The 16229-nt window shown below is 55.8% G+C and carries 9 protein-coding genes; 3 read left to right on the forward strand and 6 right to left on the reverse strand.

Annotated features, from left to right (window positions below; genetic code table 11):
- Positions 1 to 5: 5 nt before the first annotated feature.
- The 4 genes from KF752_04710 to KF752_04725 form a co-directional block, all read right to left on the reverse strand.
- A complete protein-coding gene (locus tag KF752_04710; GenBank protein ID MBX3420840.1) occupies positions 6 to 2801 on the reverse strand; it encodes a hypothetical protein in 2796 nt (931 codons plus the stop codon).
- Between the two features lie 464 nt (positions 2802 to 3265).
- A complete protein-coding gene (locus KF752_04715) occupies positions 3266 to 5479 on the reverse strand; it encodes a hypothetical protein (protein ID MBX3420841.1) in 2214 nt (737 codons plus the stop codon).
- A gap of 121 nt (positions 5480 to 5600) precedes the next feature.
- Positions 5601 to 8027: a DUF1549 domain-containing protein gene (locus KF752_04720; protein MBX3420842.1), complete on the reverse strand. Its 2427-nt coding sequence runs from the start codon at positions 8025 to 8027 to the stop codon at positions 5601 to 5603.
- Entirely contained in the window at positions 8027 to 9385 is a 1359-nt protein-coding gene (locus tag KF752_04725; GenBank protein MBX3420843.1) for a DUF1501 domain-containing protein, read from the reverse strand. The genes KF752_04720 and KF752_04725 overlap by 1 nt, the downstream gene beginning before the upstream one ends.
- Before the next feature lie 536 nt (positions 9386 to 9921).
- Between KF752_04725 and KF752_04730 the strand changes: the two genes are divergently transcribed.
- Positions 9922 to 10557 carry an outer membrane beta-barrel protein gene (locus tag KF752_04730; GenBank protein ID MBX3420844.1) on the forward strand — a complete coding sequence of 212 codons (636 nt, stop codon included), beginning with the start codon at positions 9922 to 9924 and terminating at the stop codon, positions 10555 to 10557.
- Between the two features lie 401 nt (positions 10558 to 10958).
- The gene (locus KF752_04735) at positions 10959 to 12389 is read left to right on the forward strand and encodes a DUF1501 domain-containing protein (protein MBX3420845.1); all 1431 of its coding nucleotides are present in this window, start codon (positions 10959 to 10961) and stop codon (positions 12387 to 12389) included.
- Between the two features lie 132 nt (positions 12390 to 12521).
- On the opposite strand, the gene KF752_04740 is transcribed toward KF752_04735, so the two are convergent.
- Positions 12522 to 13364 (reverse strand): heme-dependent peroxidase, encoded by an 843-nt coding sequence (locus KF752_04740; GenBank protein MBX3420846.1) that lies wholly within the window; start codon positions 13362 to 13364, stop codon positions 12522 to 12524.
- 132 nt (positions 13365 to 13496) lie between these two features.
- On the opposite strand from KF752_04740, the gene KF752_04745 reads away from it, so the two are divergent.
- Positions 13497 to 14381, forward strand: a complete 885-nt coding sequence (locus KF752_04745) for a lipase (GenBank protein MBX3420847.1) — start codon at positions 13497 to 13499, stop codon at positions 14379 to 14381.
- 252 nt (positions 14382 to 14633) lie between these two features.
- On the opposite strand, the gene KF752_04750 is transcribed toward KF752_04745, so the two are convergent.
- A complete protein-coding gene (locus KF752_04750) occupies positions 14634 to 16022 on the reverse strand; it encodes a trypsin-like peptidase domain-containing protein (GenBank protein MBX3420848.1) in 1389 nt (462 codons plus the stop codon).
- Between the last annotated feature and the right edge of the window lie 207 nt (positions 16023 to 16229).

Genomic DNA, 16229 nt, shown 5'->3' on the forward strand with positions numbered 1-16229 from the left:
GAACTTCAGTTTAGTCGTTTGGCATCTTCAATCTGCCAAATCCAATAATTGCCTGACCAACCACCCGCATACAGTACTTTGCCATCGGCTCCAACGCCCAGCGCCAAGACGGGGCCATCCGCACCAGGGAAGGCGCGAATTTGTTTACCTGAATTGGCATCTAACAATTGCACCACACCACTTGCATCTACCGCGGCCAACTGATGTGTTTGACCGACGAACACGACAGCGGTAACTTCCTTCTTGAATCCGCCAATTGTGCGGATCTGCGTACCTGTTTCAATATTCCACAGCTTCACCGACTGATCGGCGCTGCCGGTGGCCAGAGTGACGCCATCATCTTTCCATGCCAGCGTCAACACATGGTGCGTATGTCCTTCTAGAGTGCGCACCACTTGACCAGTCTCCAGATCGACGACACGACATATCTTGTCGGCACCTCCGCTGGCCAACTGTCGGCCGTTTGGCGAATATCGCAATGCCAAGACGGAATCACTATGTATTTGACCTAAATCGCGACTCACCTCGCCCGTCTGACAATCGACAATTTTGACTTCTCCAAATCGGCTCGCCGGGCCACTGCCGATGGCCAACGATCCGCCGTCTGGGCTGAAGTCCAGTGCGCTGATGCGATCGCTCAACAAGTCGCTGGTCGAATCGCCGATGGTTCGTTCGAGTTGCCAGGGCAGATCAAGCTGCCATTGCTGGACGACACCCCCCCCCGTCAAACTGACCAAATTTCCGGCAGTGGTGGTTGCCATGTGCACCACGGCAGCAGGCACTTTCAATTTAGCTTCGGTGTTGCCGTCGACCGTTGAGTAAAAATGTAAGAAGCCCTTTTCGTCGGCAACGACCACCCTTGATCCGTCGGTGTCAAAGGCGAGTCGAACAGCTTGATGTTTGGCGGCCGGATCTGCAGCAAGTGACTGCGACGCTTGTTGTAGACCTTCCAATCGCTGTTGTTCAGCATGAATGATGCCTTCGATTTCCGGCACTCGTGCGGCGGCGCGAGACGCTGCGTCTTGGGCCGTCGCTAACGCTTGGTCACGACTGGCTAGAGCTGATAACGCCGCTTGCCGTTTCGCATTTGCCTCAGCCACCGCCTTGTGTTTAGTTTCCAATTCTGTTTTGCGAGTCTCCAGCAATTTCATAGCCTCAGCCAAAGCTTGCTCGGCTTCGGTCACCGCCTGCATGCCAGCTTGAACCGCTTGATCGGCAGCTTGCTGTTCGGCTTCTTTAGCGGCCAGCTCCTGAGCTGCCTGTTCGCGAACCTCCTGTACCTTGGCCAACGAGGCCTGCTCAGCCTCGGTTGCCTTTTTCAATTCACCCAATTGATTGTTCAGTCGTTCGAGCAATCCTTGCTGCCGAGTTTGATTACGCTGGGCAACCGCAACAAGTTGGCTGAATTGGTAGTCGCGATCCAAAGTTGCCACAGGAGTACCGTCTTGTACACGCCAAAGCTGAGCTGGAGCCTGCCCCGTTGAGCTGGCGACGGTTGCACCATCCGGGCCCATCGCCAACCGCTGCACAGGACCAGCCGTGGTGATTTCTCGCAAGACCGCATAGTCGCTGGTTTGAACGATGCGGACGATGCCGCTGGCCAAGCCAACTGCCATTGGCAATTCATAATTTGCAGAGGCTGCCAACGACTGCACCTGATCGAACCCATCTACGTATTGGCCAGCGACTGTCAGCGCTGCGCTGTCAATGGACAACTGCAACAAGCGACCTTCGCTGGCGATGCCCAGCAGCTTTTCATTTCCGAGTCGTGTCAACTCTGTGGCCGCCGGAGAGGTCTGACTGGTCAAGACTTGCCACTTGGTCCAACCGGTTTGAAACAGAGCGTAGGTGCCAGCGGTATCACAGGCCACCAACCGTTCGTCATCCAACCACACCAGAGCTGAAACCGATTCCGGCAACGCGCGCAAGAAACGCTGCGATTGGGCTGCCTGCAAATCGACGACCTCCAGCGGATTCTCGGGAGTCGCCAACGCCAGCCAGCGCCCCGAAGGTGATATGGCGGTAACCGATTTTTCTAATGTCAGGTTAACACCCGTTGGCAGCTGACCGATGGGCTGCAAATTGCGACGCCAGATCTTGACCGAACGGTATCCGCCTGTCGCAATGCGCTCGCTGTCGGGACTGAATGCAACCGACTGTACTAAGTCCAAATGCGCTGCCGGGGAAATCTGGCTGGCGATGGTTGCGGCCTTGGCACTGGATGAGTTCGAGTAGTTTGCATGGAGCGTTCCGGCAACGGCAGGGTCGACTAGTGCGAAAGCATGCTCCAGACTTGAGGCCGCAACCTGTCGCAACACAAAAGCCTGGTTGCCTCGTCCCAGGGCAACGTAGTTGCCATCTGTCGACGCTGCCAGCGCGTTTACTGGATGCACCGTTGCCGGAATGGGCTGCCACTTCAAATCAGCAGTTTGCATTTGTTGCGGCGGCGCTGCCCCCGACTCAATCCACGATCGAACCAGCGTGACTTCCGCTTCAGTAAACCTCTGGGCACCTACCGAATTATCGTCCGGCGGCATCGGACTGTCGGGATCCACTAGGCGGCTGACCAATTGACTATTGGATAGATCACCTGCCGTGACGGCCGCTCCGCTATCACCACCCTTCATCAACGTGTCATGCGACTGTAAGTTCAATCCACCTTCGGCCTTCTTTTCGTTGTGACAGGCAACGCAATTCTTTACCAACAGCGGTGCGATATCTTTTCCAAAATCAACGATCGGCGAGGAAACTGTGGGAGGCTGAACGGGGTCTTGCGTTGACTCTACAGAGTCTTGACTCATGCACAATTCGACCTGCGCTAGCCAACACATGCATACAGCCACCAGACAATTTCGACAACTCTTAACGCTTTGCAGAAAGACGTACATCAGATGAACTCGACGAAAGGAGGGACTGAACTGGACAAGTCTTCATTTTAATTCAAACGACCGACAAAGTGCGGCCATGCGGGACCATGAGTGGCTGTATCCGGCTGCGAGAATCATCAAAAACACCTTAAAAACCGAGGCTTCCCGCTGAACGCAGTTGACTCCAGGAAGGGCAACCGCCGACCTGCCGGGTAGCCCCGCAGATGATGCGACCGCCCGCTCATGCAGATTGGGCTCTAGCGAACCTTGATCGGACTTTAGAAACTCGGATAGCGACCCGAAGTCCAGGTGAATAAAGTCAGCATGTTGATGGTGGAGCCAAGAGCCGATAACCCTCGGGACAAGTCTGCGAAACTTGAAGCAAACGCACCGAACTCTTATGGATTAGTAGTAGCTACGACGCGAATTCGCACAGCATTGGATGGTGGCCAATACGTATATTCCTGCTCGGCTGCCTGCTTCTTTAACTCTTCGATTTTTGCAGTTAACGTGCTGACCGCCGATTCAAGTTGCTGGCGCACTTCAGCAGTACTGGTATCGCTCTGCAGGGCTTGCTGTAGTCGCGCAAGATGCGATTCTTTGCGAGCAACTGCTTGTGGGTTGGCACTCCACTTGACTTTCGTTTCAGCTTGCAACCACAGCGTATATTGCCCGACTGCCGCGTTGCCAGCTACGGTCAATTCTGGGCTAGCCTCGGATTGGTCGGCGGCGATTTTGAATTCACCCAGGGTGATGTTTGGCGGCATTGATTGAGGGCGCAGAGTACACTCCGCAGCCGCTCCCGTCTGACGAATTAACTTAACCGGCAGCGCTACCTTTCCACCTACCGGTACCTCTAGCACGCTGCCATCGCCGGCCTGAATCGACAGCGGAGCTTGATCGACCTGGTTGGCTACTAGGCGTAGAGCATCGGTGCGGCGCGATATCACTGCATTGAATATCGGCGACGCAGCTGTCATTACCGTACTCGCCACGGCGCGACGAATCAGCGTTTCTTCTCCCTGCTGCGCGTGACCAACAATCGAAATCACCCACATTCCCGAAGGCAGTTCCTGAGCACCGCGAACAGACAAATCAGCTTCGCTGGCTCCGCTGGGAACGATCACCGGATCGCATTGACAGTGGTTGGGTAAACCCTCGGCCTGCAATTCAATCGGTCCATCCCATCCATCGCGTCGCAAGATGGTGACGTGGATTTGCACGGCTCCGTCGCGCTGCAGTGCACTGCCAGCGGGCCGAGCTCCAGCGGGGTTGTTCGTAGGAAATACCGGATAGGCCATCAATTCAAAGCTTGGTTGGGGCGGCCGAATTTCCATCAAAAAGCCCAACGCGTCGTGGGGCCTGTGGCCACTCTGTCGATCGACGATACGCACGCGATACGTTGCTGACTCGGGCGCAGTCCACACCAAGTGCGGGTCTGTCTGACGAATCCGCAACTCCGGCGTTCCCACATAGCCAGCGTCGTCCTGCTCGACCAACGGCGGCGCAGTTTGCCCCTCGTCGCCATCGGACTTCTTGAAAATCATCAGCGCAGGATCGGTCAATTGATCCAGCTTGCTAGAAGCTATATCAAAGGCCAGTTGCTGCCCCTGTGTAGCGACCAATTGAACTTCTCGTGGCTGACTTAGGTCTCCTCGTACGCGAATTGGGAACTGCTCAACAACATGCGATGGTAACTGATCCCAGTCAATTCCTGATGAATGTAGGAAAGCGATGCCGGACGCTTGCCAGAATCTTTCAGCCTTCAACGGAGCTTCAAGACTTGGACGCAGCAACGTATCCAAGTACAAGGGCGGTGAGGCTTCGCCATCTGCCTGACCGTCGGTCTGTGCTTCCAACAAGTACCCAAAACCAGCTCCCCCACGATACAACTCATCGCGAACTTCAACTACTACATCTATCGCTTCTGCTCCTGCATTGTGCCATTCCAGCTCAGCAGGCCACCACTGAATGGCCCGTGAGCTTGCCAAGGTGCGCCCACCATTATCCAGCAACCTCATATTGAGAAGTGCCTGCGAGTCGACTTGTCCACTGTAGGCCACACAGCGCAATCTGTGCCCGGGCGGCAGCTGGCAACGATAATAATTAGCCGCGCGTGGGAAGGTATGATGATTGATTAAGGTCGCAACCGGCAGTGAAACAGCGGTGGCGGGCGAATCATGCCCAGCTGCCAACAATTGTACAGGTCGCTGACTAAGCAGTATGGAGCGCGGATTGCTGATGCCAAATCTGCCGAGCGATCGAACTTCCACTAGCCCCGCCGCAGCCGACTGGTCGATGGTGACATCAAAACTGCCCGTGGTTTCCTCATCTTCTTGCAAGGGCAGGGGAGGCATGCGTCTAGGTGCGATCGTGGCCGGCACCGGCTGGCCGCTAAAATCAGTTATGATCAGTTGCACCGCTTCATCCAAACGAATGCCAGTCGGTGCTAGCTCGACGGACGCTCCAACCTGCACGGCCTGCCTGGATAACACATGGAGTTCGGGAAGTGGCAGTTGCCCCACAGCGAACTCTCGACTGGCAAGCCCCCAAACGCAGGCCAACGCCGCAAGTCGCACAGAATACTGAATGCTGAGGCGCGGATTCATCATGCTGAAATACTAACTCGAACTAGAATTCGGAGGGCTTGTCGGGTAGCAGCTCTCGCTAGAGAGCGTGCAAATAGCCCATTCACGGTCAGGCGACTACTGTAAACTAGGATCCGCCGACGGCTTAGTGATTAAACAAAAACTCTTTACTGTTGATGACCGCCCACACCAAGTCCTCAAAGGCTTGACGCCTGGATTCAGCACGCCGATTCACATACTCGGCTGCTGTTTGCAACTCGGCTTCGTTGGCCGGACGGCTGAAAGCTGCCATGTAAAGTTGATGGATCAATTCGTCTAACGGCTGAGAACTAGCGCTGATCGCTGCGGCTCGACCCGCATCATTGGTCAATTTAGCCTGGACCTCTTTGGAGTTCAGTAGGTGCAGACTCTGCGCCAAACTGGCTTCGTTCATGCGTTCGCATTCGCAGGCTGTGGAACCCGCGGGGCGGCCAAAGACATCCAAGAAATAGGATGCAAATCCAGTATCGGGCAGCTCAACAGCTCGAGAACCATTAGGCATACCATCGAAGGCGGTGACTGTCATGACTGTCTGGTCTATGGCGTCCAACATGACCTCGGCCGATAGTCGCTTGGGGTAGTAACGCGAGTAACTACCCGAATCACGCAAATTGTGGTCGTTGGCCTCGGAACTGAGTCGATAAACGCTGGAAGTACAAATTGTGCGTATCAAATTCTTCAGATCAAATCCGCTGGCGACAAACTGCTGCGACAAGGCTTCCAACAGTTCTGAGTTACTGGGTGGATTGGTGACGCGCATATCATCTTCAGGCTCGACCAAGCCGCTGCCCAAGAAATGCTTCCAGTAGCGATTGACTAGCGAGCGCGCGAAGAATGGATTTGATGGGTCTACCATCCAGTCAACCAACTGCTGGCGTGGGTCTTGACTGGGGGGAATGGATATTGTCGGAGCGTCCAAGCCGCGTGGGGACAGCTCTTGTCCCGTCTTGGGATGTTTGGCTATCGCAGAGGCGACTCTCGATACAAACACCGGATTGTCCGGCGAAGCACCTTCCTTTTTGGCGACGGTCGAGAAGAAGGCCGACATCTGATAGTAGTCTGACTGGCTCCACTTCTCGAAGGGATGATGGTGACAGCGCGCACATTGCAAGCGCTGGCCGAGAAACAGTTGTGCCACATCTTCAACGCGCGATTCGGTATCGGACACCTCACGCCACCAAACCAAGGGCGGATGCGTTTGCACCGACCCAGAAGCGGTTAGCAATTCGCGCACCAAATGATCGTAAGGCTTGTTATTCAGAAAACTGTCGCGCAGCCAGCCATGGAATGCGAACGATCCGAGCTGATGGCCTGGAGAATCGCGGCGATTGCGCAGGATCAGAATCCACTTGCGAGCAAAGTAATTCGCGTAATCCTGGCTGTCCAACAGTCGATCAACTAAGCGCTCTGCTTTGTCGGCATCGCTCGACGCAAGGTACTGCTGCGACTCTTCAGGCGTCGGCAAACGACCAGCGATATCCAGAGTCGCTCGGCGAACAAAGGTCGAATCATCGCAGAGCGGACTGGGGGGAATTCCCAACGTCTGCAGCTTGGCAAACACCGCTTGATCGACCAAGTTGCGAGTTGGGGGAAATTCTTCAGTCGGGACACCCAGAGGTACACTGGCTCGAAACACGGCGACTTGACCCTGATAACGAGCCATGATGGCGACATCGCCGGCTTGATCACCCAACTGAACCCAACCTCGCTCGTCGACGTTGGCCAGGTCGGTGTTGTTGGAATCAAATTGTGCTGTTCGCGTAATATCTTCGTGGCTGTCATCTGAATAGGTTGCAATTACCGCCAGTTGCTGGCTTAGGCGTCGAGACAATTGTCGTGACGCCGGCAGTACCTCAATCCGCGTCACCATGCGCTGCTGGCCATCACCCAACGGCATACCGCTGGCGATCCACCGCCGCAGCACTCGGTACTCGTGCGAATCGACCTCCATACGCTGACCACCACCATGTGGGGCGGCCCCCGTCGCCTTCAGCAATAATAAACTTTGATCGGGCATCGCCGGGAAGACTCGTCTTCCACGAGATTCTAACACCAACCGGTCGTAGTCGTCTTGGGCTTCAAATCCCAGTAGCGAGAGCTTGAAACCAGCCTGACCAGCGGCTTTGCCATGACAACCTCCGCCGTTGCATCCCAGTTTGGTAAATATCGGCACGACCTGATGGTGAAAATCTACCGGCTGGAGCGACTCCATTCCGCTGACGCTCAAGGATACCTCACAGCGCTGTCCGGACAGCTCGGCAACAATTTGAGCTTGGCCATTTTCCAGCGGTCTCAAGTAGCCATAGGCGTCCACCTCCGCGATGGGCGGCTGAATGCTGTACTTTGCATGGTGTGTAACATCCGTCCATTGCCCCTGCTGGTCGCAACTGGAAACTAGCAATTGCCAACGAGCATCCTGACCCTTGAGCTGTACTGAGGTCGCGTGCTCGGGCAACGTAAAACTCAATTCGCCTGCAGCCAACGAGGCCGCCAAACCCAGAACAGTCAATAGTGCAATATACAGACGCATCATCAGATTAATTCCGCTACCGGATTGGCTTCTACCAAGTACTGCGGTCGTCCGGTGGGATCGGTCAGCGTGGTGGTAGCGGTATCGATACCTAGATTGTGGTATAGAGTAGCCAGTATCTCCTGTACATCCACTGGTCGCTCTTCTGCGTATTCACCCAGCCGATTGGTGGCCCCAATCGCTTGTCCGCTGCGCACGCCACCGCCTGCAATCCAAGCACAACTTACCGGTGCCCAGTGATCGCGGCCCGCCGAAGCGTTGATCTTGGGAGTCCGGCCAAATTCACCCCAAACGATCACGGTTACGTCGTTGAGCAAACCCCGGCTGTCTAAGTCTTCGACCAGTGCACTCAAGCATTGATCTAACTTGGGTCCGTGATCGCGAACCAAATCAAAATTCTGACCGTGGCTATCCCAGCGACCATAGCTCAAGCTAACGCAGCGCGCGCCAGCTTCGACTAAGCGTCGAGCAATCAATAGATGATCGTTGCAGGTTGGCGCTCCATCGTATTGATATTTGTAAGGCTTGCCATCGCCGTATCGCTCGACGATCCGTGGATCCTCCTTGGACAGGTCCAGCGCATCGAGCAGTTTACTACTGGTAAGAACGTCCAACGCTCGTTGGCCAAAAACGTCCATACCTTCGATTGTCCCGCTGCCATCAATATCACGGCGCAGGCGATCTAAACTGGTCAGCAGTTGCCGACGATCCTGCAATCGCTCCAGGGTGATATCGTTCAGCCGCATGTTGTCCATGCCAGGGCCGTCCGGGCGAAACGCCGAATAACTTGGTCCCAGAAAACCAGCCACGCCCGGATCGCTCCAGGGTCCATGCTGCGTCTTGCCAGCCAAGCCTACAAACGTAGGCACGGCGGGATCGACCGGCCCTTGCAGTTTGGTAATCGCTGAACCGACGCACGGTCGCCCGCCGATAGCGCGTAAGTCGTTGCTCAACCAGCCGCTCATACATTGGAACGAGTCATGGCGATCCTTAAGACCCACTACCGAACGAATGATGGCCGCCTTGTCCATCATGCCAGCCAGTTTCGGAAAGACCTCGCAGATTTGTATGCCGGTTACGTTGGTTGGAATCGGACGAAACTCGCCGCGTATCTCGCTGGGGGCATCCGTCTTAATCTCCCACATATCTTGGTGAGGCGGGCCACCGGCTAAGAACACATTGATAACCGCCTTGTGGCCTAATCTGCCGGAGCCCGGCGATTGCGATTCGGCTCGCAACAATCCCGGTAGACTTAGACTTGGCAAACCAAACGCACCGAGCGACAATCCACCGATGGTCAGAAAGCTGCGACGTGACACGCCATCGCAATAACGACCAGACTTCCCAAAAATGGTGAGCATGGCAGCGCTTTCGGCTGGAGTTATGAATTAAGGCGGGAGGGAGACAGGAGGGATTGGATCTTCTGACCCAATAAGCCACCATTGTGCTTCAAACCCCGGCCGTCGTGCAAGTCGGGAACTCCCAACACCCTCAAATTCCAGTCAAAACTACTCACTTTGGCGGTTTAGGTGCCCATTCCGGCCACTGGCACGGATCCGATTCGCGTTGCGCTCTACTAGGCGAATCGCTGGCCCCGTTCCGGCATTTTCAGCATGTCGGTCAGGCAAGTCTGCGATCGACACACTAAGTCGATTACGAAATTCGCCGAATGTTACTGAAGGTAGCGGTTGTAGCACCCAAGCGAACTAACCTGCACGAAGGTGCGGGTGTATTCCGAAGATGACACTATGGCAAGTATGCCAAGCTGGCACACGTTCTCAAGCTGTCTCATCGAAACTTGAAGCCCAAGACCGCTGGCGGAATAGTGACTCGGCAAGTGGCCTGCGTGCTCGGATGCACGCCGTAACTTATGACCCACGAAAGAAGGAACTTTCCCATGGTTTGTTACCGCTCTGTCTTGATCCCCCTGGCTCTGTTGGCACTTGCTCCGTCGGCCTACGGACAGCGATTTGACTATGTCAGCGCTTATTCTGGAGCGGTATTTCTAAACGATTACCGGGGAGCGGTTGCAAACGATGCGCGCACCGGAACTTTTTCGGATGGTTGGTTGTTAGGCGGCGCGATCGGCAAATGCCTGTCGAACTGCAACCGTTTAGAGGGTGAGTTTTTCTACCGCAACAATGGTGCCGACGCCTGGATCACGCCCAACAATAATTTCGATTGGTCGGGGCGATTGAACTGCTTTTCCACCACGACGAATTTGCTGCACGACTTCCGGAAACTCAGCGTACGACGCTCTATTCCTTATGCCGGTGGCGGGATCGGTGGAGCATTTCTGGATGGCGAATTCGAAACGCCGGCAGCCACGTATGAAATCGACGAAACGGTGTTCGCATTTCAAGGAATCGCCGGTATCCGCACGCAGCTGAATTGCCGCACGAGCCTACTGACCGAATACCGGTACTTTGGCACTAGCCGAGCCCGTTTAACCGACGTCGATACCGACGATACCGCTGGAACATTCGGCTACGATTCGCACAATGTGCTCATCGGCTTCAGCATCCAACGCTAGCACCCATGGAAACCTACCGTTGATTAGTCCTCAAGCCTCACTTCATTCAGATCGTGCGTAGTGAAGCATGTCCGAATAGCTCAGGTTCCGACATGTTTTGGCGCTCGGTTCTCGCTGAAGGCTTACACTTGTAACAGACTGGACTCGTCGGGGCTCGGTCCGTGAATTCTGTGGATCGAAAGTGTGCTGCTCAGACGTTAGAGTCTGCTACGGACTTTGGCGTTTGATGCAATCCGCTGTGTGGCTACTACGTTCGAAGCGCGTGATAAAAAAACGGAGTAGTCGTCACAGCGACTCTCGTGGAGGAATCTTGGGTTATACTTGTTCCATGCCCGCGACAATCTTGGTTTTTTTTGGGGCAACGGTAAAGCGGCTTTGTGAGCTGACTGACCATGCACTCTATGGCAATTTCACCGCGACCATCGTTTCTTTCTCGTCGATTGTTCTTACAGCGCTGGAGCCTGGGGTTTGGCGGACTGGCGCTCAGCGCTTTGTATCAGCAGTGGGCTCGTGCCGAAACGCTGACGCGAACTCCGTCAGACGGTGGGGTGCTGGAGCGGTTTCACCATCAGCCGCGCGCTAAAAGTGTGATCTTTCTGTACATGGACGGCGGTCCAAGCCAGATGGATACCTTCGATCCCAAGCCGACTCTGGAGAAGCTCCATGGACAGCCGTTTCCAAAAAAAATGGAACCGACTCAGTTCGATAATAATGGTGCTACATTGGCATCGCCGTGGAAGTTTGCCCAGCACGGTCAGAGCGGTTTGTGGATCAGCGATCTGTTCCCACACATCGCCAAACACGCCGATAAGCTGTGCGTTGTGCGGTCGATGACCAGCAGATTCTCAGAGCACACCAGCGCTAACTATTTTCTGCATACCGGACTAGGCATTGTCGGCCGACCAAGTATGGGGGCCTGGGTCGTCTACGGCCTGGGCAGCCCGTCACAAGAGCTGCCGGGATTTGTCGTCATCAACGGCGGACTGACTCCGCCCGGTGGCCTGGACAACTTTGCGAGTGGATTTTTGCCGGCCGCCTTTCAGGGATCGACATTCTCTCCCTCCGGCGATGCAATTGCCAATTTGCGCTCACCCCCACGCCAGCCGCATGAGATTGCGGCGCGACGCGACTTGCTGCGGAGCCTGGATCAGAATTTTCTGGAAAGCACGGCCGGTGCCGATGCGGTGGAAAGTGCTATTCGCAACTATGAATTGGCCTATCGCATGCAGCAATCCGTTCCTGCCGCCTCCAACCTGGACGACGAATCCGAGCAGACGCGCAGCGCCTACGGCGTGGATCATCCCAATCGCCAAACCGCCACTTATGCTCGCCAATGCCTCCTGGCAAGGCGCTTGGTCGAGCGTGGCGTGCGGTTCATCGAGCTGACCTGCCCGGCCACCACGCATGATCGCTGGGATCAGCATTCCAACCTTAAGAAAGGCCACACCGACAATGCGTTGGCCGTAGATCAACCGATTGCCGCCTTGCTGGAGGATCTAAATCAGCGCGGATTGCTTGGCGAAACATTGGTGATATGGGGAGGCGAATTTGGACGCACTCCGTTTGCTCAAGGCTCCGACGGTCGCGACCACAATCCGTTTGCCTTCTCGATTTGGCTGGCTGGAGGCGGTGTGCGGCCCGGCATGACCTACGGAGAAACCGATGAATTCGGATATAAGGTGGTGCAGGATCCGGTGGAGATGCACGATTTTCACGCTACGATCCTGCACTTGCTGGGCGTCGATCACCAGCGTTTAACTTTTCGCTTCGGTGGCCGCGATCATCGCTTGACCGACGTACACGGGCAAGTACTGGAGTCCATTTGCTCGTAGTGCTAGGGTGGAGCAAGCGGCGCAATCAGGCTTGGACAGGCGAGCGCTAACGTGGCCTATCGGCAACAAACTTCGCTCAAACGCAAAAAGTTTCGCCCCGCGCCGGACCACTACTTGCGCTTTCATAATCCATTACACAATACCACAATGCTCGGCGATGCGCCGAGCACACGCGACATAGCCTACGAAGAACTGGCCGAACTGGCCGTACTTGGCACTGGCTTCATCAAATCGCATTTTGTAAACGATGTCTTTCAGGTAGTCAGGACGCCGCGCCCACAACGTGACGCCCCATTCCCAGTCGTCCAGTCCAACCGACACGGTGACAACTTGCGTAACGCGTCCAGCGAACGCCATACCGCTCTGCGCATGTTCGGCCATCATCGAATTACGACTGGAAAATGGGGTCGTAAACCAATTGGCTCCGACAACGCGGCTCTTGTTCATCGGATAAAAGCACATCGCCGGCCAAGGCGGCAGTTCGGGCATCAAGCGCTGAGCGTTCATCGCGGGCAAACGCTTTTCGTAGGCAGCCACCTTGGCTGCGAATTGAGGCGAATTGGCGTCTTCGCCGCCTGCCGTCAACCGCTGAGCATATTGCTCGACCGACGGCACGTATTCGGAAATCTCTGTCAGCGAAACAAACGAATAGACAGCTTCCAGCGCAGGTCCAATTCCGCAGGCTAAAAGGCGCTGATGCACCAAGTCGATCTTCAGTGGATCGGGATCAAAAGCGACAAAACCGAAATCCGCTTTGTGGCCACTGACAATGAAGCTTTGCAATCGGACGGGTGCCTGCGAATCAACCGGTGAGAGAATTTCCTGCATCGCGATTAGTCCAGCAGCACGCCGGGTCGCGCCGAGTTGGCTCAACACGTGGCGATTGAGGCGATAATACATGTGGGTGCAATGCCAACCGTTGGCGGGCTGAATGGCCGGTTCGGACAATGAGCTTGGGTTTTCAGGGCGATTCATGGCTTTTATCCTGGAGTCAATTGGCGGTGATCTTATCGCGGTGTTCTAGTTGTCTGTGGAGGCTGTGTTGACACGACCGATTGCACGAGACGGCGATTGTAAGCGCGCTCTTGAAAATAGACAGGGTAGCACATGACCTCCCAGCAGCGATTCAATCTCAAGTTACCCACCTGGGGTGGCAAACAGTTTTGGACCGACCATCACTGGCGCCGTGGGTGGCGCATCCAGCAGAACGCAGTAACCCAACACTGGCGATTGCTGGATGCTGACAACGTTCGCTGGGCCTGGGGTCGGCACGAGCAGTGCCGGCAAGCGCTAGAGCGGCTTGTGCCAGATCGGACTGTCCAATCCAGCCAGATCGTCATCCTGCTGCATGGCTTGATGCGTTCTGCAGCCTCAATGCGCGGGCTGGCGGAGCGACTGACCAATCAGTTGCAATGTCAGTGCGTGTGTTTCGAGTATGCCAGCACGCGGCACCCAGTGTCCCATCACGCTGCGGCGCTGGCCGAGGTGGTCGCTGGGTTGCCAACCGAACTGCCACTACATTTTGTTGGACACAGTTTGGGTAACATCGTAGTCAGGTATTTTTGGGGCGATCTGATTCGTCATCAAGATCCCGCCACAGTCGATCGCATTCGCAGTGTTGTCATGTTGGGGCCGCCCAATCAAGGAGCGTCCATCGCCAAGCAGCTATCGCGCACCGGACTATTTGGCTTGGTGGCGGGACCAGCGGGCATGGAGCTCGGCTCCCGCTGGCAGAGCTTTGTCGCTCGGTTGGCAACTCCCACTTGCCCGTTTGGAATTATCGCAGGTCGATTGCCGGAAGCGTTGCCCCTCAATCCACTGGTGGACGGGCAAGGCGACTTTGTAGTCAGTGTGGACGAAACGAAGCTCGAGGGTGCCACGGACATGCTGGAAGTTCCTGTGCTGCACAGCTTCCTGATGGACAGTAGCGACGTGCAAGCGGCTGTCGCTCGCTTCATTCGCACAGGTCACTTCGGAGTGTCTGAACGTTAATTCTGCCGCGGTTACGCCCAGCTCAGAAATCGAAGGAGGCTGCCTTGCTCCACTCTCTGGCAAGTGTAGCCAGGAGTTGGCGAGCAGCTACATGTAGATGAGAATGACGACCGGTACGGCTGAAATGGCGTTGGGAGAGGAAGCGCGATGGCAGCGCTTCCCCTCCCAATTCCCTCCTGGAAAGTCATAGTGTTGCCACCGCTCTTTCAGTGGCATATCTCCGAGCCTGTCTGGTCAAGCTCGGCGGCACGCTCAGCGCACCTGTGATTCTCCCAGCTCCAATCTGCTCCAATACAACTTATTGCCACGGATGATGCGCAGTTCGGGCGAGGGTTCCACTGCCATTTCGTCGGTGTTGAGGATATACGCCAGATCGTTCCAACTGGTGGTTTGCCAACCCATCAGTCCAACCACAATATCCCCCTTTTGTAGAGGCAGCTTGCGAGCTGGACTGTCGGGACGAACCGCTGTCACCAACATGCCGCCTCGGTAGGTTGGGTCTACTGCGCGAACGCGATTCTTGTCGACAACTTCCAATTTGACGCCCAAATCCCGGTACACGCGATCCTGTATCGACTCGCCGCCTGTTGATGCGAAGCGATAATTGGCAGCGGGCTTGGTCGGCTGGCCAGTGGTTTGCAGCTTCAGGCTGGCCGCGATCACTTCGCCTTGACGCTCGACGACCAGCGGCAGTTCTTGATCGCTCGCAGCGTCAATCAAGGCCAGTTCGTAATCCAGTCGATTTGCCACAACGCGATCGCCCACTTGCTGGATGATGTCGTTGCGCTGCAGATGGCCGCTGGAGCAACTGAGGACTCGCACCCAGGATTGGCCGTCGCGATACTCGGTTTTGACTTCGACTGAAGACTTCGCCTGCTGGCGATATTCGGCAATCATGATGGCTGCAACTTCGATGGCGCGATCGATAGGAATCGCAAAGCCAATTCCCTGCGCGCCAATTCGCACAGCTGCGTTGACACCAATCATGTAGCCGTCTGCATTGAGCAACGGTCCACCGGAATTCCCTGGATTGATACTGGCGTCAGTTTGAATCAGATCAGGATATTCGTGAACGCCATTGACAGGAATGTCGCGATGCAGCGCACTGATAATGCCTTCGGTCACCGTGTGGTGATAGCCAAACGGATTTCCGATCGCGATCACGCGCTCGCCGCGCATGAGGTCAGAACTGGTTCCACAGCGAATCACCGGCAACGGGTAATCGGCTTCGACCTTAACCAGCGCCAGGTCTGTATTGGGGTCTCGCGCAATCAACCGACCGACGAACTTGGTGCCGTCATGCAGGGTCACATCAATGCGTTTGACATCCTGAACCACATGCTGGTTTGTCAGAATGTAGCCGCGACTGTCGATGATGATCCCGGCCCCCATGCCATTGACTTGCGGTGAGTCAGCGGCCGATGCCCCGGCTCCAGGTCGTGACGGCTTGTTACCTTCGATGTTGACCACCGCCGGTTCGGCTGTCTGGATCGCTCGCACCACCGGGCTGTGTCGCATCGAAGGCGTCTGATCGGCTAACAGGGCGCAGTTGGGCGAGGTTGAGCTAGCCACTAGCGCCAGCGCGATTAGCCTTCGTCGCCAATCGACTTTGCCAGGGCTACTCATCAAGGTCCGCGTCATAGATGTCCTTCCCGAGCGGGAGATCGGTTGGAGACGGTCGTGGTTTCAGTGGGTCGGGCCGCTGACACGGCACCGGACCGTTGCACCCTTCAGGGGTGTCCTGGTCATGCACACTGAATCGGTCGTGCGGAATGGATGGCTTGACCAGCCAAAGAAATGACGGAACGGACCTCCCAGATTAACAGCCGGTTAACATGGGGCGACTTT

It is taken from the genome of Pirellulaceae bacterium (assembly GCA_019636385.1).
In the GTDB taxonomy this organism is placed as follows: Bacteria; Planctomycetota; Planctomycetia; order Pirellulales; family Pirellulaceae; genus Aureliella.

Bases quoted from the DNA above. Each gene is read 5' to 3' on its own strand.
- KF752_04745 (MBX3420847.1), top strand. From the start codon at position 13,497: ATGACCTCCCAGCAGCGATTCAATCTCAAGTTACCCACCTGGGGTGGC.
- KF752_04750 (MBX3420848.1), bottom strand. From the start codon at position 16,022: ATGACGCGGACCTTGATGAGTAGCCCTGGCAAAGTCGATTGGCGACGA.
- KF752_04720 (MBX3420842.1), bottom strand. From the start codon at position 8,027: ATGATGCGTCTGTATATTGCACTATTGACTGTTCTGGGTTTGGCGGCC.
- KF752_04725 (MBX3420843.1), bottom strand. From the start codon at position 9,385: ATGCTCACCATTTTTGGGAAGTCTGGTCGTTATTGCGATGGCGTGTCA.
- KF752_04740 (MBX3420846.1), bottom strand. From the start codon at position 13,364: ATGAATCGCCCTGAAAACCCAAGCTCATTGTCCGAACCGGCCATTCAG.
- KF752_04730 (MBX3420844.1), top strand. From the start codon at position 9,922: ATGGTTTGTTACCGCTCTGTCTTGATCCCCCTGGCTCTGTTGGCACTT.
- KF752_04715 (MBX3420841.1), bottom strand. From the start codon at position 5,479: ATGATGAATCCGCGCCTCAGCATTCAGTATTCTGTGCGACTTGCGGCG.
- KF752_04735 (MBX3420845.1), top strand. From the start codon at position 10,959: ATGGCAATTTCACCGCGACCATCGTTTCTTTCTCGTCGATTGTTCTTA.
- KF752_04710 (MBX3420840.1), bottom strand. From the start codon at position 2,801: ATGAGTCAAGACTCTGTAGAGTCAACGCAAGACCCCGTTCAGCCTCCC.